The 18349-nt window shown below is 63.3% G+C and carries 16 protein-coding genes; 7 read left to right on the forward strand and 9 right to left on the reverse strand.

What is annotated here, in order from left to right; genetic code table 11:
- Together AC6JBC_RS00395 and AC6JBC_RS00400 are read right to left on the reverse strand one after the other, a co-directional pair.
- Entirely contained in the window at positions 1–879 is an 879-nt protein-coding gene (locus tag AC6JBC_RS00395) for a 3-hydroxybutyryl-CoA dehydrogenase (RefSeq protein ID WP_498024761.1), read from the reverse strand.
- 93 nt (positions 880–972) lie between these two features.
- On the reverse strand, positions 973–1140 hold the full coding sequence (locus AC6JBC_RS00400; RefSeq protein WP_498026084.1) for a hypothetical protein: 168 nt from the start codon (positions 1138–1140) through the stop codon (positions 973–975).
- On the opposite strand from AC6JBC_RS00400, the gene AC6JBC_RS00405 reads away from it, so the two are divergent.
- The 6 genes from AC6JBC_RS00405 to pal all read left to right on the forward strand — a co-directional run bounded on the left by AC6JBC_RS00405 (position 1094) and on the right by pal (position 5720).
- Complete coding sequence (locus AC6JBC_RS00405; protein WP_498024762.1) at positions 1094–1564, forward strand: YbgC/FadM family acyl-CoA thioesterase; 471 nt, start codon at positions 1094–1096, stop codon at positions 1562–1564. The genes AC6JBC_RS00400 and AC6JBC_RS00405 overlap by 47 nt on opposite strands.
- Positions 1561–2283 (forward strand): protein TolQ, encoded by a 723-nt coding sequence (gene tolQ, locus AC6JBC_RS00410; RefSeq protein WP_449470678.1) that lies wholly within the window; start codon positions 1561–1563, stop codon positions 2281–2283. Before AC6JBC_RS00405 ends, tolQ begins: the two co-directional genes overlap by 4 nt.
- 128 nt (positions 2284–2411) lie before the next feature.
- A complete protein-coding gene (gene tolR, locus AC6JBC_RS00415) occupies positions 2412–2888 on the forward strand; it encodes a protein TolR (protein WP_498024763.1) in 477 nt (158 codons plus the stop codon).
- Between the two features lie 18 nt (positions 2889–2906).
- Positions 2907–3827 (forward strand): cell envelope integrity protein TolA, encoded by a 921-nt coding sequence (gene tolA / locus AC6JBC_RS00420; protein ID WP_498024764.1) that lies wholly within the window; start codon positions 2907–2909, stop codon positions 3825–3827.
- Positions 3824–5146 (forward strand): Tol-Pal system beta propeller repeat protein TolB, encoded by a 1323-nt coding sequence (gene tolB, locus AC6JBC_RS00425; RefSeq protein WP_498024765.1) that lies wholly within the window; start codon positions 3824–3826, stop codon positions 5144–5146. Before tolA ends, tolB begins: the two co-directional genes overlap by 4 nt.
- 58 nt (positions 5147–5204) lie before the next feature.
- On the forward strand, positions 5205–5720 hold the full coding sequence (gene pal, locus AC6JBC_RS00430) for a peptidoglycan-associated lipoprotein Pal (RefSeq protein WP_498024767.1): 516 nt from the start codon (positions 5205–5207) through the stop codon (positions 5718–5720).
- 170 nt (positions 5721–5890) lie between these two features.
- Here pal and AC6JBC_RS00435 read toward each other — a convergent pair whose 3' ends face one another.
- From AC6JBC_RS00435 to AC6JBC_RS00445, 3 genes are read right to left on the reverse strand one after another with little or no spacing between them, the layout of a single operon-like run.
- Positions 5891–6340 (reverse strand): MarR family winged helix-turn-helix transcriptional regulator, encoded by a 450-nt coding sequence (locus tag AC6JBC_RS00435; RefSeq protein WP_464787848.1) that lies wholly within the window; start codon positions 6338–6340, stop codon positions 5891–5893.
- Between the two features lie 48 nt (positions 6341–6388).
- A complete protein-coding gene (locus AC6JBC_RS00440; RefSeq protein WP_464787847.1) occupies positions 6389–6691 on the reverse strand; it encodes a hypothetical protein in 303 nt (100 codons plus the stop codon).
- 23 nt (positions 6692–6714) lie between these two features.
- On the reverse strand, positions 6715–9591 hold the full coding sequence (locus tag AC6JBC_RS00445; protein WP_498024769.1) for a M16 family metallopeptidase: 2877 nt from the start codon (positions 9589–9591) through the stop codon (positions 6715–6717).
- 246 nt (positions 9592–9837) lie between these two features.
- Here AC6JBC_RS00445 and clpB point away from each other — a divergent pair, with 246 nt between their 5' ends.
- The gene (gene clpB / locus AC6JBC_RS00450) at positions 9838–12417 is read left to right on the forward strand and encodes an ATP-dependent chaperone ClpB (protein WP_498024771.1); all 2580 of its coding nucleotides are present in this window, start codon (positions 9838–9840) and stop codon (positions 12415–12417) included.
- A gap of 51 nt (positions 12418–12468) precedes the next feature.
- Here the strand turns inward: clpB and AC6JBC_RS00455 are convergent, their stop codons facing one another.
- The 4 genes from AC6JBC_RS00455 to xseA form a co-directional block, all read right to left on the reverse strand.
- Complete coding sequence (locus AC6JBC_RS00455; RefSeq protein WP_498024772.1) at positions 12469–15438, reverse strand: TonB-dependent receptor; 2970 nt, start codon at positions 15436–15438, stop codon at positions 12469–12471.
- A gap of 314 nt (positions 15439–15752) precedes the next feature.
- Positions 15753–16595 (reverse strand): M23 family metallopeptidase, encoded by an 843-nt coding sequence (locus AC6JBC_RS00460; RefSeq protein WP_498024774.1) that lies wholly within the window; start codon positions 16593–16595, stop codon positions 15753–15755.
- Positions 16592–16804 (reverse strand): DUF2093 domain-containing protein, encoded by a 213-nt coding sequence (locus AC6JBC_RS00465; RefSeq protein WP_449470660.1) that lies wholly within the window; start codon positions 16802–16804, stop codon positions 16592–16594. The genes AC6JBC_RS00460 and AC6JBC_RS00465 overlap by 4 nt, the downstream gene beginning before the upstream one ends.
- A gap of 33 nt (positions 16805–16837) precedes the next feature.
- On the reverse strand, positions 16838–18343 hold the full coding sequence (gene xseA, locus AC6JBC_RS00470) for an exodeoxyribonuclease VII large subunit (protein ID WP_498024775.1): 1506 nt from the start codon (positions 18341–18343) through the stop codon (positions 16838–16840).
- Between the last annotated feature and the right edge of the window lie 6 nt (positions 18344–18349).

Genomic DNA, 18349 nt, shown 5'->3' on the forward strand with positions numbered 1-18349 from the left:
TTACCGGGTCGGCACAGGCTCCGGCCCCGAATAATCATAAAAGCCCTTGCCGGTCTTGCGTCCCAGCCATCCAGCCTCGACATATTTCACCAGCAGCGGCGCGGGGCGATATTTGGAATCGCCGGTGGTCGATCGCAGCACGTTCAGCACCTCAAGGCAGGTGTCGAGTCCGACGAAATCGGCCAGCGTCAACGGCCCCATCGGATGGTTCAGCCCCAGCCGCACGCCCATGTCTATGTCGCGGATGTTGGCGACGCCTTCGCCCAGCGCGAAGATGGATTCGTTGATCATCGGCAACAGGATGCGGTTGACGACGAAGCCGGGGGAGTCGAACGCCTGCACGATATTCTTGCCGAGGCGGGTGGCGAAGGCCTCCACGATGGCCACCGTCTCGTCCGATGTGGCGAGGCCGCGGATCAGCTCGATTAGCGCCATGACCTGCACGGGATTGAAGAAGTGGATGCCCACGAACAGCGCCGGATCGGGAACCACCTGCGCCAGCCGCGTGATCGGGATGGAGGACGTGTTGGTCGCCAGGATCGTGCCGGGCGTGATCACCGCGCTGACATTGGCGAAGATGCTGCGCTTGATCTCCTCCCGCTCGGTCGCGGCCTCGATCACCAGTTGCGCGTCCGCCAGCGGGGCAAGGTCGCCGCTCGGACGGATGCGGGCGAAAGCGGCTTCGGATTCTTCCGGGGTCAGCTTGCCCTTCTCCACAGCTCGGCCAAGCTGCTTGGAAATGCCCTGAAGCCCCTTCTGCGCACGCGCCAGATCGACGTCGCACAGGATCACATCATAGCCAGCCTGTGCGGTGACCTGGGCAATGCCCGCGCCCATCTGACCAGCGCCGATGACGCCCACGGTCTGAATGTCGGTCATGCTAATGTCCTCGCAAAATCAATTTGCCGCCCACTAGCGCTATGGGAAGCAGGGGGCCAGCGCTTTCGAACATCAATCACAACGGCTGCTGTGTTAATCAGAGCTGAGCGCGCCGCGTTTGTGGGACGGATAGCCCCTGCTGCCCGGCAGGCCGCTTCGGCCCTGTTCATTTCCGCCTTTGCGCGTCGCCTGCTTGATGGTTAAAAGGCCGCGCATGTCCGTTTCAGCGTCCATGCCCGAGCCGGCAACCGGAAGGTTCATTGCCGCCGTGCATCACTTTCCCCTGCGCGTCTATTTTGAGGATACGGACCTGTCCGGGCTCGTCTACCACGCCAATTACCTGCGCTATATGGAGCGCGCGCGATCCGACATGCTGCGCGTCGCCGGGATCGATCAGCGCGCCGCGCAGGATGATGGTACGGGCGTTTATGCTGTTACCAACCTTAATATCGCCTACAAGCGCCCGGCGCGGCTCGATGACGACCTGCTGGTCGAAAGCCGCGTGACCGCCGTTCGCCCGGTTGCCTGCACCATTCATCAGACAGTCAGGCGCGGCGATGACATACTCACGGACGGCGAAGTCTCTGTCGCCTTCCTGACCGGCCAGGGCCGTCCCACGCGGCAACCCAAATCCTGGATCGATATTTTCAGCCGTTTGATGAGAGGGGAAGACATCAACCCATGAGCCTTTCGATGCCCGACGTTGGCGCCGCTGTCGGCGCCGCCACCCAAGCTGCGACCATTTCGCCGCTCGCCCTGTTCCTGCAGGCCGACATCGTCGTGAAGGTGGTGATGCTGGGCCTCGTGCTCGCCAGCATCTGGACCTGGGCGATGATCATCGGCTTCACCTTCACCCTGCGCAAGGCCAGCCGCCACAGCAGCGCGTTCGAGGATGATTTCTGGAAAGCGGAAGATATCGACCGCTTCTATGAGGCGCGCGGCAAATCATCGGATTTCCCCGCTGCCAAGGTCATGGCCGCTGGCGTCACCGAATGGCGCCGCTCGACCGCGCAGAAGGTGATCGATCGCGACGGCACGCGTGACCGGCTTTCCACTGCCATGTCCAGCATGATCGCGGCCGAAGTCGATCGCCTGTCCGACCGGCTCAACATCCTCGCCACCATCGGCTCGGTCGCGCCTTTTGTCGGCCTGTTCGGCACCGTCTGGGGCATCATGCGCGCCTTCACGGCGATCGCGAAAGAGCAGAACAGCTCGCTCGCAGTCGTCGCACCCGGCATCGCCGAAGCGCTCTTCGCCACGGCAATCGGCCTGTTCGCAGCGATTCCGGCCGTCATCGCCTACAACCGCTTCAGCCACGGCATAAACCGCATGGAATCGAAGCTCACCCGCTTCGCCGACGGTTTCTATTCGACGCTCAGCCGGGAGCTGGAGGCGCAGCGGTGAGGATGGCTCCCTCCCCCACCTCTCCGGTCATCCCAGCGAAAGCTGGGATCTCAGGCGGCTACGGGCGAGCCCAAAGGCACGAGATCCCAGCTTCCGCTGGGATGACGGGCTCGGCGGAGGTCCTGTAAATGGCCATGTCCACCCCACCCTCCGGGCGCCGGGGCCGTCATCGCGCGCCCATGGCGGACATCAACGTCACCCCATTGGTCGATGTCATGCTGGTGCTGCTCATCATCTTCATGGTGACCGCGCCCCTGCTCGTCACCGGCGTGCCGGTAAACCTCCCCGAAACCCGCGCCAAGGGTCTCGATCAGGACCAGAAGCCGACCGTGGTCTCCATCGACCGCGACGGCGGCCTCTACATCGATGAGACCGAGGTCAGCGATGCCGACCTGCCCGGCCGCCTTGCGGAGATCGTGTCCGCCAACGCGGGCAAGGCTGAGCCGCCGCAGATCTTCCTGCGCGCCGACACCGGGCTCGACTATGGCCGGGTGATGCGCGTCATGGGCGAACTCAACCGCGCGGGCCTCAACAAGGTCGCGCTGGTCAGCACCGGCGGCGCAGATGCTGCCGTCTCCGCTGCTGTCAGCGGCGGTTCAGAATAGGGACCATAGGACTCGGGGATGGAACGTGCGGAGAAGATCGGCCTTGGCGTAGCGACGGCGGGACATGTCCTGCTGTTCGGCCTGTTGTCGGTCGGCTTTCTCGCCACGCCCAATCCGCTGAAGCTGAACTCGCCGCCGATGGACGTCAGCCTGGTGGACGAAGCCGCGCTCCAGTCCGCAGCGCCACAAATCTCGACCCAGCCTCCCCCGCCCAGTGTCGCGCCGGATCAAGGCCCGACCGAGGACGCCGCGCCCGCGCCTGTCCCGGAACCGGCGCCCGTTCCCGAGCCGGAACCCGTCCCGGCGCCACCGCCGCCGAAGCCCGCGTCGGCGAAGAAGGAAGTGGCCAAGGTCCAGCCCAAGCCTAAACCCGCGCCCGAAAAACCTGCCGCGAAACCCACGCCGCCAAAGGCAAAGCCCGCCGCGACCCCTGCCCCCGCCAGGAGCGCGCAAAAGCCCGCGGCCAAGCCCAGGGCAAACGCCCCCGCCCGCGCCTCCGGCCAGGGTAAGGCGGAAAAGCCAAAGGGCTCCCTGCTCGGCAAGGATTTCCTGAAGGGCATCGACACTGAAGCCGACGCCCCGCGCAGGGCAGCGCCGCCCCCGGCCGCAACCATGGGTCCCGTGCAGAAGGCTGCGCTTGATCGCTTGATCGGCGATCAGATCTATCGGCATCTGAAGCTCCCTTCCGGCGCGGATGTCGAGCAGCTGGTGGCCTTTCTGGAGGTGAAGATTGACCGCAACGGCCGAGTAATCGGCAGGCCCGAAGTGATCGACGTGCAGGGGCAGACGGCCAGCAACAAGCCACAGGTTTCCATCTACAAGGAACGCGCCGTGCAGGCGGTCATGCAGGCGTCCCCTTTCCAAGGGCTGCCGGACGAATATTATGAACAGTGGAAATGGCTCAAACCGTTGAGAGTCTACGCAAGGAAAGCGCGATGAGAAGCTTTGGAATAACCGCACTGCTCGCCCTTTGCGCAGCCTTTGCCAGCCCTGCGATGGCCCAGTTGTCGGTCGATGTGACCGGCGACATCGACAGCAACCTCAAGATCGTCGTCCCCGCTTTGCCCCCGCAGGCCGAAGTCTCCACCCCTGCCGGGTCCTCCAGCGAACTCGGCCGCAAGATCGCGGAAGTCATCGCCTCCGACCTCAAGGGATCGGGCCTGTTCGATCCCTCCGGCCCCGGAGGCATCCCCGCCATCGCCTTCCCCGAAGTCACAAACCCCGCTTATGACAAATGGGGCGCCTATCAGGCATTGGTGCAGGGCTTCGTCCGCACCACGGGTGGAGAGGCGGACATCACGGTCGGCTGCTATCTCTATGACGTCGCGTTGAAGCAGGAACTGACCCGCCAGGGCTATGTCGTCGCCCCGCGCGACTGGCGGCGCGCCGCGCATAAATGCGCCGACGCCATCTATGCACGCCTGTCGGGCGAAAGTCCCTTCTTCGATAGCCGCATCGCCTATATCGCGGAAAGCGGTCCCAAGGGAAACCGCACCAAGCGCCTCGCCATCATGGATAGCGATGGCGCCAACCACCGCTTCATCACCAATGGCCAGTCTATCGCGCTCACCCCGCGCTTTTCGCCCGACTATAAGTCGATCGTCTATGTGAGCTATCTGGGCAGCCGGGTGCGTATCTATGTCTATGACATCGGCACCGGCCGTCAGCGCCTCGTCACCGAAAGCAACAATGCCACTTTTGCTCCACGCTGGTCGCCCGATGGCCGCAACATCCTCTTCTCGATGGCCGTCGCAGGCAACACCGACATTTATCGCGTCTCTGCGCAGGGCGGCCAGCCCGTTCGGCTCACGACTGCTCCGGGCATCGATGTCGGCGGCAGCTATTCGCCCGACGGCACCAAGATCGTCTTCGAAAGCGACCGCTCCGGCAGCCAGCAGGTCTATGTCATGAACGCCGATGGTTCAGCCCAGCGCCGCATCAGCCATGGCGGCGGCCGCTATGCCACGCCCGAATGGAGCCCGCGGGGCGACCTTATCGCCTTCACCAAGATCAGCGGCGACTTCAAGATCGCCGTCATGACGCCCGACGGCGGCAATGAACGCATCCTCACCAATGGCTGGCAGGATGAGCAGCCGACCTGGTCACCCAACGGCCGCGTCCTGCAATTTTTCCGCACCTCGCCCGGCCGCGACGGCGCCAGCCAGGTCTGGCAGGTCGATCTGACCGGCGTCAACGAACGCCGCATCCCCACGCCGCTCAGCGGTTCTGACCCCGCCTGGGGTCCGCTGCTTCCCTGATCCGGAACAACATCGTCGCGCAGACGTAACGACTCTGTGCTCTTCAAGGAGACCCCTGATGAAACTCAACCGCCCCTTATTGATCGCCGTCTCCGTCCTGGCGCTCGCCGCCTGTGGCAAGAAGGCGCCCAAGGACCTGCCGCCGCCGCCCGCCACCGACAACAGCGCCCAGACCGGCACTGGAACCGGCACGACCGGCGGCGCGGTGAAGGGCAGCCAGGAGGATTTCGTCGCCTCCGTCTCGTCCGACCGCATCTTCTTCGACACCGACCAATATGACGTCGATGCGCAGGACCAGCAGACGCTGCAGAGCCAGGCCGCCTGGTTGCAGCAGAACCCCAATGTCCGCGTCACGATCGAAGGCCATGCCGACGAACGCGGCACCCGCGACTATAATATCGCGCTCGGCGAACGCCGCGCCAACGCCGCGAAAAACTATCTCGCCTCGCTCGGCATCGACCCCAGCCGCATCAACACGGTGAGCTACGGCAAGGAACGCCCCGCAGCGCTCGGCTCGGATGAAGCCGCCTGGGCACAGAACCGCCGCGCGGTGACGGTGACTGTTCAATATTAATAAAGCCTTCGGGTCGCACCTGGCTTTTTAGGAAGCCCGCCGGTTTTCCGACCGGTGGGCTTTTCTGTGTGAGGATGTTGGCAACGGGCGTTCCGCTCCTCTCCCTGCTTACGGCAGGCGCTTAGGGTGAGCGTCTCCGCTTTAGGAGCACTCACGAACGGTGGCGCGCCCTAGGCCTGTTTGCGCCGTTCAGCGATGCGGCGAGTGAGGAGTTGCATCATGTTGACGGTGATCTCGACGGCAGCTTCGGGGACGCCGTCGAACAGCTGCTGCGAGAGGTCATCCAGTCGTGCTTCGATCCGTGCGGCAAGGTCGCGACCCGCATCGGTGAACTCCACCCGGTTCGATCGCTTGTCTTCCGGATGTGGCAGGCGCTCGATCAACCCCATCGCCGCCAGCCCGTCCAGCGTCCGCACCAGTGAGGGCTGGGTAATGCCCAGCTGATCGGCAAGGTCGGCCTGCCGCACGTCGGGTCCCAGCCGGGCCAGATGCACCAGGCACCAGCCGGCGCTGGAGGACACCCGCAATTCCGCCAGCGCGTCATCGGCCAGTTGCCGCCAGCCCCGCGCGACCAGCGGGAACTGCTGCACCAGCCCCTGCGTCAGGGCGGAGCGAGACATCAGGCGAATCCCAGGATGGCGCGGCCGGTCATTGGCGGAAAAGCAGACTTAAACGCGCCGCGTGCCGGAAAAGCCCGCCGCCCCGAACGCGCCCAGCTGCATGGTGCCGTTGATCGCATCGCCTTCCACGACCGCTTCGCATTCCATCGTGATGGGCATGGGCATCGTCATGTTCATCTTCCAGTTGAGCTTGTCGCCATCGACCTTACCCTCGGCGACATCCAGCGACCCCATCATGCCCGCGAAGGTGCCGTGGAAGCTGGCGCCGTTGCTGATGACGGTGAACACGCCCTTCTGATCGCCCAGAGGCGTCTTTGCCACGCAATCATAAGCGCCATCGACATTCGCCATCACTTCATCTCCTCAAAGCAGCCTCAATCGGCAAGGGTTCCCATTTCGACGGGCAGGCCAAGCGCGTCAAGCTGCGGCCGGACGAGTTTTGCATCGCCCACGACGACCCAGATCAGTCGGGTGGGATCGATCGCCTCGCGCGCAGCCTTGTCGAGGTCAGCGGCGGTCATGGCACGGTAGAGGCCCGGCAGCGTCTCGTAGAAATCGTCCGGGCGGCCGAGCAGGCGGTTGCGCATCATCGCCCCCATCAGGTCCGATGATGTTTCGAAGCTGCCCGGCAGAGACAGGATCTGGCTGTTGATGGTCTGGTTGCGTTCGGCCTCTGTCGTGCCCTTGGCGGTCAGGAAATCGGCAATGTCCTGACGCGCGGCGGCGATGGACGCGCCGGTCTTGTCGGTCTGAACGGGAGCATAGACCAGCAGGGGGATGGTTTCCTTGACGCCGGGCAACGCGGTGCCAGCGGAATAGGCCCAGCCTTTCGTTTCACGCAGGTCCATGATCAGCCGCGAGGTAGAGCTGCCACCCAGCACTTCGTTGGCGGTCTGCAGCGTCAATGGGTTGTCGGTGCCCTGCCTGCCCGTCAGCAGGCCCGCGAGGATCATCGATTGCGGACTTTGCGGCTTGTCGACCAGGATGATCCGCGCGGGGCGCGCCATCCGGTCCATGCGGAAGAGCTTCTTGCCCTTGGCCACGGCAGTCGCTTTCCAGTCGCCGAAGCGCTTTTCGAGCAGCGGCATGATTTCGGCCAGGCTGGTGTCGCCGGTCACGAAGATGGTGGCATTGTCAGGCCGCATCCATTTGGCATGGAAGGCGGCCAGATCGGCACGGGTCGCCGCCTTGACGCCGCTGGCCGTGCCCGATCCGGTGAAGGGGATGCCGTAGGGATGCGCGGTGCCATAAAGCAAAGGCGGCAGCAGACGCTGCGCGATCGGCATCGGCTCCGTTTTCTCGGCGGCGATGCGAGTCAGTAGCTGACCTCGGATGCGCTCCACCTCTGCCGGAGCGAAGGCCGGGTTGCGAATGACGTCGGCGAGCAAGCCGAGCGACGCATCAAGATTGGGCTTGAGCGAATAGAGGCCGACGGTGGTTGCATCCATGCCGTTGCTCGCGCCGATCGACGCGCCCAGCCGTTCCTGTTCTTCCGCGATCTGCACCGAACTGCGCGTTTTCGTACCTTCATCCAGCAGCGCCGTCGTCAGCGCGGCCGTGCCCAGTTTCGCCTTGTCATCGGCAGCATTGCCCGCGTCGAAGGATACCGACACCCGCACCACCGGAACGGTCGCGCGCCGAGCGAATACGACCGGAATGCCGTTCTTCAGCCGGGCTTCCTCGACAGCGGGGAAATCCAGATCCTTGACCGGCTCGATCGACGGTTCGGCAATGCGGGTCGATGGCGGTGGCGTGGCGGCTACCGGCGCGGGCTTTTTGGGATCGCGGAAATAGGCGGGGTGGTGCGTGGCGTTGCCCGCGAGCGCATTATCCTCCGCCGTCCGTTCTCCGGGGGCCACGGTCAGCCGGAATACCGGACGCCCAAGCCATTTGCGGGCGGTGTCGCCCACCGATTGCGGCGTGGCGGCGGCGTAGAGGGCGAGGTCCTTCTTATATTTGCCCGGATCGTCGGAATAAACTGCACCTTCCGCCAGGGTCACCGCCTTACCGCTGAAGCCGCCGACCTTTTCCAGACCGCCGATAGTGCCCGACAGCTGCTGGGTCGCGGCGCGTTGAACTTCGTCGGCGGTAGGCCCCTTGGCGAGATAGTCGGCCAGCAATTGGTCGAGCCGCCTGCCAACGGCGGCGGCGTCCTGCCCCGGCTTCACGTCAACGGTGATTTCCGCGATGGACAGCTTTTCGAATGGCTGGATGCTGGCCTTGACGCCGACGGCCACTTTCTCGTCGCGCACCAATATATTGTCGAGGCGGGAGGATTTGAGGCCGCCAAACACCGACATCGCCAGATCGAGTTGCGGCAGGTCGGCCGAATTGACGCCCGGCACGATCCAGTTGCGGTAGAGCCGGGTCGCCGCGACATTGTCGTGCATCAGCTTGTCGACTGGCCTGTCGAGCGTTGGCACGGTGGCGTCCACATCCTTGGGCGCGGGACCGGTCAGGATATTGCCGAACCATTTTTCGGCCTTCGCCCTGGCGGTCGGAACGTCGATATCGCCCGCCAGCACCAGGACGGCATTGTTCGGGCCATAATGCGTCTTGAACCAGTTCTGCACGTCGGCAAGGCTGGCGGCATTCAGGTCCGCCATCGATCCGATGGTCGAATGGCGATAGGAATGGCCTTCGGGCAGCATGGCGGCGAGCTGGGCATATTCGACCAGACCATAGGGCTCATTCTCGCCCATCCGCTTTTCATTCTGCACGACGCTGCGCTGCGCATCGAGCTTGGTCTGCGTCACCGCGCCGAGCAGATGGCCCATGCGGTCGGATTCGAGAAACAATGCCCGGTCGAGCGCGCCGGTCGGCACCGTTTCGAAATAATTGGTGCGATCGAACCAGGTCGTGCCGTTCCAATCGGTCGCGCCGATATCCTCCAGCCGTCCGAAGAAAGGCCCATCGGCATTTTCCGAACCATAGAACATCAGATGTTCGAACAGATGAGCAAAGCCGGTCTTGCCCGCAGGCTCGAAGCGCGAGCCCACATGATACCAGACCGATACGGCGACCACGGGAGCCTTGCGATCGGTATGAACGATGACGCGCAGCCCGTTTTTCAGCGTGAACTGCTCATAGGGAATATCGACAGCGGAAACGAGGCGGGAGAGCGGGGCTGGAGCCGTCTGAACCGCTGGGGCAGCGCGTGCGACGGGGACTGGAAAGGCGATGATCGACAGGCTTAATGAAGACAGGCCAAGCGACAGAGCCAGGCGACGCGAGGTGGAGGAAAAAATCATGGGCGCCCTCATCGAAGCTGGAGATCATAGCCGGGGAGGCGGCAATGGGTGGCCGCAGCATAGCGGCGCATGGGGACGGCGCAATATGCATTGGATGGACGGCGCGTCGGGATCGGGCGCTTATCTTCCTCTAATATGGGCAGGTTTGCGCCGGGTGGGCGAGCGATGCTAAGGATAATTGCGTAGCGCCTCTTGTGTGTCATTTATGCAACATTACATCGTGGCTAGTTTCACGAAGGGCTTCCTATGAACCTCGAAAAATTCACTGACCGCGCCAAGGGCTTCCTGCAATCGGCGCAGACCGTCGCGATCCGCATGAACCATCAGCGGATCAGTCCGGAGCATTTGCTGAAGGCGCTGCTGGAAGATAATCAGGGCATGGCGTCCGGTCTGATCAAGGCGGCAGGCGGCGATCCCGCTGTCGCGCTGCGGGAAACCGATGCGGCGCTTGCCAAGGTGCCTGCGGTATCGGGCAGCGGGGCGCAGCAGACGCCGGGCCTCGACAATGACGCGGTGCGGGTGTTGGACAGCGCCGAACAGGTCGCGGCGAAGGCCGGGGACAGCTTTGTCACGGTGGAGCGGCTGCTGCTGGCCCTGACGCTCGCAACCACGAGCGCGGCGGGCAAAGCTCTGGCGGCGGCGGGACTGAAGGCGGAGGCGCTGAATAGCGCGATCAACGATCTGCGTGGCGGGCGTACGGCCGACACGGCAGGCGCGGAGGATCGCTATGATGCGCTGAAGAAATTCGCCCGCGACCTCACCGAAGCGGCGCGCGAGGGCAAGCTGGACCCGGTGATCGGCCGGGACGAGGAAATCCGGCGGACGATCCAGATTCTGGCGCGGCGGACCAAGAATAATCCCGTGCTGATCGGCGACCCGGGCGTGGGCAAGACCGCGATTGCGGAGGGGCTGGCGTTGCGCATCGCCAATGGCGACGTGCCCGATACGCTCAAGGACCGCACGCTGATGGCGCTCGACATGGGATCGCTGATCGCGGGCGCAAAATATCGCGGCGAGTTCGAGGAGCGACTGAAGGGCGTTCTGGACGAAGTGAAGGGCGCGGAAGGGCAGGTCGTCCTGTTCATCGACGAGATGCACACGCTGATCGGTGCGGGCAAGTCGGAAGGCGCGATGGATGCGGGCAATCTGTTGAAGCCTGCTCTGGCGCGCGGCGAACTGCACTGCATCGGCGCGACGACGCTCGATGAATATCGCAAATATGTCGAGAAGGACCCTGCGCTCCAACGGCGCTTCCAGCCGGTCTTCGTGGGCGAGCCGACGGTGGAGGATACGATCTCCATCCTGCGCGGGCTCAAGGAGAAATATGAGCTGCATCATGGGGTGCGGATCACCGATGGCGCGCTGGTGTCGGCGGCGACGCTCTCCAACCGCTACATCACCGACCGCTTCCTGCCCGACAAGGCCATCGACCTGATGGACGAGGCAGCGTCTCGCCTGCGCATGGAGGTGGAGAGCAAGCCGGAGGAGATTGAAAATCTCGATCGGCGGATCATCCAGCTGAAGATCGAGCGGGAAGCGCTGAAGAAGGAGACCGACAAGGCGTCCAAGGATCGCCTGGACGCGCTGGAGGAGGACCTCGCGAACCTTGAGGAGCAATCGGCGGCGCTGACGCAGCGCTGGCAGGCAGAGAAGGACAAGATTGCGGGCGACAGCAAGCTGAAGGAACAGCTGGAGGCCGCGCGGGTCGAGCTTGAACAGGCGCAGCGGGCGGGCGATCTCGCCAAGGCGGGCGAGCTGGCCTATGGGCGCATTCCCGATCTGGAACGCAAGATCGCCGAGGCGGAGGGCGCGACCGAAGGCGCGATGCTGCGCGAGGAAGTGACGCCGGAGGACATTGCCTCGGTCGTGTCGCGCTGGACCGGCATTCCGGTCGATAAGATGATGGAGGGCGAGCGGGAGAAGCTACTCGCCATGGAGGAAGAGCTTGGCAAGCGGGTGATCGGGCAGGCCGATGCGGTGAAGGCCGTTTCGACCGCCGTGCGCCGTTCGCGGGCTGGATTGCAAGACCCGAACCGGCCGCTTGGGTCGTTCCTGTTCCTTGGCCCCACGGGCGTCGGCAAAACGGAACTAACCAAGGCGCTCGCTGGCTTCCTGTTCGACGATGACAGCGCGATGGTGCGGATCGACATGAGCGAGTTCATGGAGAAGCATTCGGTCGCGCGGCTGATCGGGGCGCCTCCGGGCTATGTCGGCTATGAGGAAGGCGGTGTGTTGACCGAGGCGGTGCGGCGGCGGCCCTATCAGGTCGTGCTGTTCGATGAGGTCGAGAAGGCGCACAGTGATGTGTTCAATGTGCTGTTGCAAGTTCTGGACGACGGCCGCCTGACCGATGGGCAGGGGCGGACGGTGGACTTCACCAATACGATCATCGTGCTGACGTCAAACCTGGGCAGCCAGTTCATCGCAAGCCTTGCCGACGACGAGCCGGTGGAGAAGGTCGAGGATCAGGTGATGGACATCGTCCGGGGGCATTTCCGGCCGGAGTTCCTGAATCGGCTGGATGAGGTGATCCTGTTCCACCGGCTGGGTGCGAGCCACATGGCGCCGATCGTTGACATTCAGGTGGCGCGCATCGGCAAGCTGCTGAAGGACCGCAAGGTGAAGCTGGACCTGACAGATGGCGCGCGGGCGTGGCTGGGACGGGTAGGCTATGACCCAGTCTATGGCGCGCGGCCGTTGAAGCGGGCGGTGCAGCGGTATTTGCAGGATCCGCTCGCGGATCTGATCCTGCGCGGCGAGGTGCCGGACGGCGCGACGGTGCATGTGGATGAGGGCGATGGGGCTTTGCAGTTGAGTGTGGCTTAAAAAAGGACGGCAGTGGCAACTGCCGCCCCTCCTCTGTAAATCCTCGGAACGTCAGAATGTGACTGAGGCGCCGATGAAGAATGACCTACCCAGCGGATCATAAGTGGCAGGGAAGGTATTCCCGCTATTCTCGGCGGTGCCACCATAATCATTGCCAACGATCGGTGGCTTCTTGTCGAACAGATTGTTGATGCCGCCACGCAGCTGGAAGCGTTCAGCAACCCTAACCGTGCCGCTGAGGTCGAAATAGCTGCGTGCTCCGATTACTGGGACGACGAAGTCTGCCGGGTCGGCTCCGTTCAGGACAATATCGTCCTTGGTCAGCTTGCCGATATAGCGCCAGCGAAGGAGCAGGCTGACCGGACCATAATCCAGCTGCGTATTCTGGACGAACTGCCACTTGGGCTGGGGACGCAAGCAGGTCTTTCCGACTAGACCGACGCAGTCATAGGAAGGGAAGATGGCTGCGGGCTGGTCCACAGACTTGATCGCGCGCGTGGCATTGATGCCGAATTGCAGACGGGCATCCTCGCCGATCTTGAATTGGTAGGCGGCAGCGATGTCGATCCCGGTGCGCTTTAGCGACGCTGCGTTAAGCGTGCTTGCATCCACGCCGGTTTCCGTGCCCCCGCTAAGCGATCCGTTGATGGGGTTGCGATTGATCAGCTGGCAGAAGAAGCCGTTGGGGTCCTGTTCCTGCTCGTAACAGGCATCGACAATCACCTGCTCGGAAAACTGGGTAATGGCATTCTTCACCTTGATGTTGAAATAGTCGATCGAGGCGGTGAAGCCGGGCAGTTGTCGCGGCTGGAACACGATGCCGATACTGTAAGTGTCGGACTTCTCGGGCGTCAGGTTCGGATTGCCGCCGACATAATTGTTGATTTGACCCGCGATCGGACCATTGACCGTTCCGATGCGTCCTGCGGGAACACCTGTGTCGAGGCAGAGTTGAGTCAACGCAGCGTTACCCACCGGATTCGCACCGGCACAAGGATCATTTTCCAGATCTCCTGTGCTGGAGGTGCGGGGTTCACCCAGCTCGGCAAGGTTGGGTGCCCTGACGGCTCGCTGGTAAAGACCGCGCACGCGTACGCCTTCCGTTGGCTCCCATTCACCGCCAGCCTTGAACGTCCAGTTGGAGAAACTGTTAGCAAATGTGCCACCGGTGACGAGGTTCGTCACGTCGCTGTTATATTTCGAATAACGAAGGCCGCCTTCGAATGTCAGCGCTTGCGCAAAGGGCATGTCCTCAAGCAGGGGCACGCGGATTTCCGCGAACAGTTCCTTCACTTCATATTTGGCATCGATGGGCGACTGCGCCCCGAAGCCCGGCGAATTACCAGCGATGAGATTTGCATCCGGCCGGGACACGGTCTTTTCCCGGCGATACTCCGCACCGAACGCAAATCCCGCAGCGGAAGTCGCCGTGGGCAATGTGAAAAGGTCACCGGCGAGCGAAGCGCCTGCGACGAATTGCGTCGTCTTATCCTTTGCTTCCAAGTCAAGGCGGATAAACTGCCCGGCTTCCGGCGTCAGGTTGCCAGCGCCAAACAGGTTGACCGGCACACAGCCGTTGCTGGGATCAATACAGGTTGGCACCCCGCCCACATTGCGGACCAGCAGCCCCTGCTGCGTCTTGGCGAAATCAATATCGTTGAGATACTGCTGCCTGCGCTTCACCTGGCCATATTGTGCGAAAACCTCATAATTGAGGGAGTCGGTGATGTCTCCGCGCAGGCCGCCCACGAATTGCAGAGCCTTGTTGCGATAGATGGAATCACGGGTCCCCAGTTCGGTCGTGCGGCGGCCAAATGCGATGTCCACATTCCCATCACCGTCGGCATCCAACGGCGCAAGTACGCCACGGGCCTGATCGGACAGGAAGGGGTTATCGAGGTTCACAGTGAACGGGAAGAAGAATGTTCCCGAGGGAGCAAGGATCGTCGTTACCTTCGTATCAATGTAGGAAACGCGACCGAAGAAACGGGCGGCATCTGAGAATTCATATTTGAAGAGGGCATGCGCCTGATATCGTTCCTGCGGGACTTGGAAGAGGTTATATGGATTGAAGTTGAACGAGCCAACGACCGGCCCGAGGTCGCCGTTGGGCCGGAATTGGGCGAAGCAGTTGCCGTCATCAATGTCGGCCTGCGAGCAGATGGTCGGGAAGCTATCAGAGATGTTGCCCGGCGTATCGGTAAGACTGCCTGACGGCTGAAGGTCCGCCTGCCCCAACGCGAATTTAGAAAAGCTCCGTCGGCCTTGGCTAAGCGCAGCCTGCTTCGTATAACCGCCGTTCACTACGATATGACCGCGCCCTTCGTTGAAGCTGTTCCCATAGGTCAGACTGGCATCGAATGTTCGCGCATCACCACGGCTGGTGATGCCATATTGAGCATCTGCCTTAAAGCCCTTGAACTCGTCATCAAGTATGAAGTTGACGACGCCAGCCACTGCGTCGGAGCCATATACGGCCGAAGCGCCGCCGGTCACAACATCCACGCGCTTAATCAAAGCCGCAGGGATCATGTTCACATCGACGATTCCATCCTTGTTATAGGGAACGAAGCGCTTCCCATCGACAAGGACCAGCGTCCGCTGCTCGGTCTTGTTATAGGGAACGAAGCGCTTCCCATCGACAAGGACCAGCGTCCGCTGCTCGGTCAGATTGCGAAGGTCGATCGTGGCCGCACCTTCATTGCCATTGTTTGTCTGGCCTCCGATACCCGGAACAGCCTGCGGAATATCCCGGAGAACATCTTCCACCGAAGTAGCGCCGGACAACTTGATTGTATCGGCTGAGACAACCGTTATGGGCGAGTTTGATGTCAGGTCTGGCCGGGAAATACGGGAGCCGGTCACAATGATTGTCGCCTCCGGTTCTTCGGCCACGGTGCCAGCCGGTGTGTCCTGCGCAAAGGCAGGGGCGGCGAGCGCCGCAAAGCCCGCGCCCGCGCATGCAAGTGCCTGCAGCGCCGCGCTATTGCGCAGCCACGCATTGTTCGAGATTTTCTTCACAATCCAGTCCCTTGCTCTGGAGCGACGCAAGCGAGCCTGCGCCCTGATTTTTGACGCATGAAGGGGGGCCTTGGAGCCCGACAGCAAACCCCTCTTCATCCGTACTGCGGGGTAGTCTGCGCAGTCGTTTTATGCGTGTAAAGCAATGCTAGGGAGCGGAGCGCACTTTGCTGTTTCACTGTCGTAAATTTGCCACATAGGCGATAAGCGCGGTTTTACGTTCGTTTAACAACTTTATTTGGCGTCATTTATGGCGGGCGGAACTTTGATGCTCTGTCATTGCCGCAGGTTACACTAAGTTGCGCAAATGCATCTCAGTCAGTTGCTGGCATTGGTCCGGTGAGCAGAAGCGGGTCGATCCGCGCGTCGTTCCAGCGCAAGCCCCAGTGAAGGTGCGGGCCAGTGGCGCGGCCGGTGGCGCCGATCGCACCGATCCGCTGACCTTGGCGGACGGCTTGGCCAAGCTGCACGTCGATGCGCGACAGATGGAGGAAAGCGCTGCTGAGGCCGTGACCGTGGTCGATCATCAGCAGGTTGCCCTCCAGCGTGAACGGGTGATCGGCCGCCAGCGTCACCACTCCGTCCGCAGGGGCGAGAACGGGATCGCCGGTCGCCCCGGCGATATCGATGCCGCCATGATAGGCGCCGGGCACACCCTGATAGACGCGCTGCGATCCGAACAAGCCGGAGATGCGGCCGACGCGCGGCCAGACAAAGCGCTGGCGCCAACCTTGAGCGCCAGTTTCCTGCGCGCGGGCGGCAGTTATCTGTGCCAGTTCAGGGCGGCGCAAGGCCAGGAAGGCTTCATTGTCGCGCACCGGGCGAAACGGCGTATTGACACGCTCGATCCGCCAGGCGCGTGGGGCAACGCTGATCGTCTGGTTGATTGTGCGACCGTCGGAGAGGCGGGCGGTGAGCTGTGCCTGCGGCCCGGCGTCGCGGTCGAAGGCGATGAGGAAGCGGCCATCGGGATCGACGCGGACGAGTTGATTGTCGAGGCGCAATTCCGCCGTCGCGGGCGGCGTGGTGCCGGTGAGCGTGCCGCCCTGCTGCGCTGTGCCTTGAAGGGTGATGCTCGCGGCGGGGACTGGAGCCGGATTGCTCGCTGCGCCCACACTGCCGGTCATCAGCAACAGCGCGGCTGCCCAGCACTTCATCGCAGGCCGCGCGCCTTCAACTCCGCCTGGGCCGAGGCTTCGGCGCTGGCATAGGGTTCCTGCCGGGCGATGCTCCAATAGCGCAGGTCGTCGAGCGGAATCTGCTGGCCCGTGACGGCGCAAACGACATGGTCGCCTGCCTGAAGGACGCGGAAGCTGTAGGCCATATAGTGGAGGCGGGCCGGGCGATCGCGGTTGGACATCAGCATGGGATCAGGCGGCCTTTTTCACATTCATGCCCATCAGGAGAACAGGTCCTGCTGGCGGATTTCGCCGCCTTCCTGCGATTTGCGGGAAGGGCGGGATGTAGGGGATATAGCTTGCGACGGCGCCTTCTCAAGGGCTGGCGATGACGGGCCGCCTTCCACCGTCGCCGCGACCGCGCCATCGTCGAAATGGAGCGACACCGTGCCTGCCGCACGGGCTTCATCGACCGTCTTGACGAGGCGATCACCAGCCATGACGCGGGCAAAGCCGCGCTTGAGCGGTAGGTCGGGATTGACCGAGACGAACAGGCGCGACAGGCGGTCGAAGGCGGTGGCGCGGTCGTGAAAAACACGGGTCAGATAATCGGGACGCAGGCGCTGGCGATCCAGACGTTCCTTCGCGCGGCTCAGTTGCTGGTGCAGGAGCGCGGGACGGAGGGCGCCGCCGGCTTGCCCCAGATGCGCGCGGGCGTCCGCGACACGGTGGCGCAGGCCGTTGCCGAGGTCGCCGGACAGCTGGTCGAGCCGCTGCCGCTGGGGAGCGAGCAGCATGTCGGGCGACGGCATAAGCCGCGCTTGCATCTCCAGCCGCTCCCGCGCCTGCGCGGCGCCGCGACGCACGGCGCGATTCATGCGCAGGCCCTGTTCGGTCAGCATCGCAATCAGGTCCGCCCGCACCGGCACCGCCATTTCCGCAGCGGCGGTCGGCGTGGGCGCGCGCATGTCGGCGGCATAGTCGCAAAGGGTCGTGTCGGTTTCATGCCCCACGGCGGAGATGATGGGGATCGAAGATTCCGCCACGGCGCGAACTACGATTTCCTCATTGAAGCTCCACAGATCCTCGATCGATCCGCCGCCGCGCGCGACGATGACGAGGTCGGGACGGGGCAGCGGGCCACCGGGCTGCATGGCCGAAAAGCCGCGCACGGCGCGGGCCACCTGTTCGGCGGCACCCTGCCCCTGCACCAGCACCGGCCAGAGCAGGACATTGGTGGGGCAGCGATCCTCCAGACGGTGGAGGATGTCGCGGATCACGGCCCCGGTCGGCGAAGTGACGACGCCGATGGTGCGCGGCATGAAGGGGAGCGGGCGTTTGCGATCACGGTCGAAAAGGCCCTCGCCCGCCAGCTTTGCCTTGAGCTTTTCGAGCAGCGCCATCAACGCGCCTTCTCCCGCAAGCTCCATCCGATCTATGACGATCTGATATTTGGAGCGGCCGGGATAGGTGGTAAGCTTGCCGGTGGCGATCACCTCCACGCCGTCCTGTGGCGCGAAGGGCAGACGCTGCGCCCCGCCCTTCCACATCACCCCGTCGATGACGGCATTGTCATCCTTGAGGCAAAGATAGAGATGGCCCGATGCGGCCCGTTTGAACCCGGAAATCTCGCCGCGCAGGCGGACATGGCCAAAGCGATCCTCGACCGTGCGCTTCAATATGGCCGACAATTCGCTCACCGACAGCGGCGGCGCGTTGTCCCCCGCCCTTTCCTCGGCTAACAGGCGGCCCGATGCATCCAAACCAGCTTCATATTCCGGGGACATGGGCGA

This window comes from Sphingobium sp. RC1 (assembly GCF_059738765.1).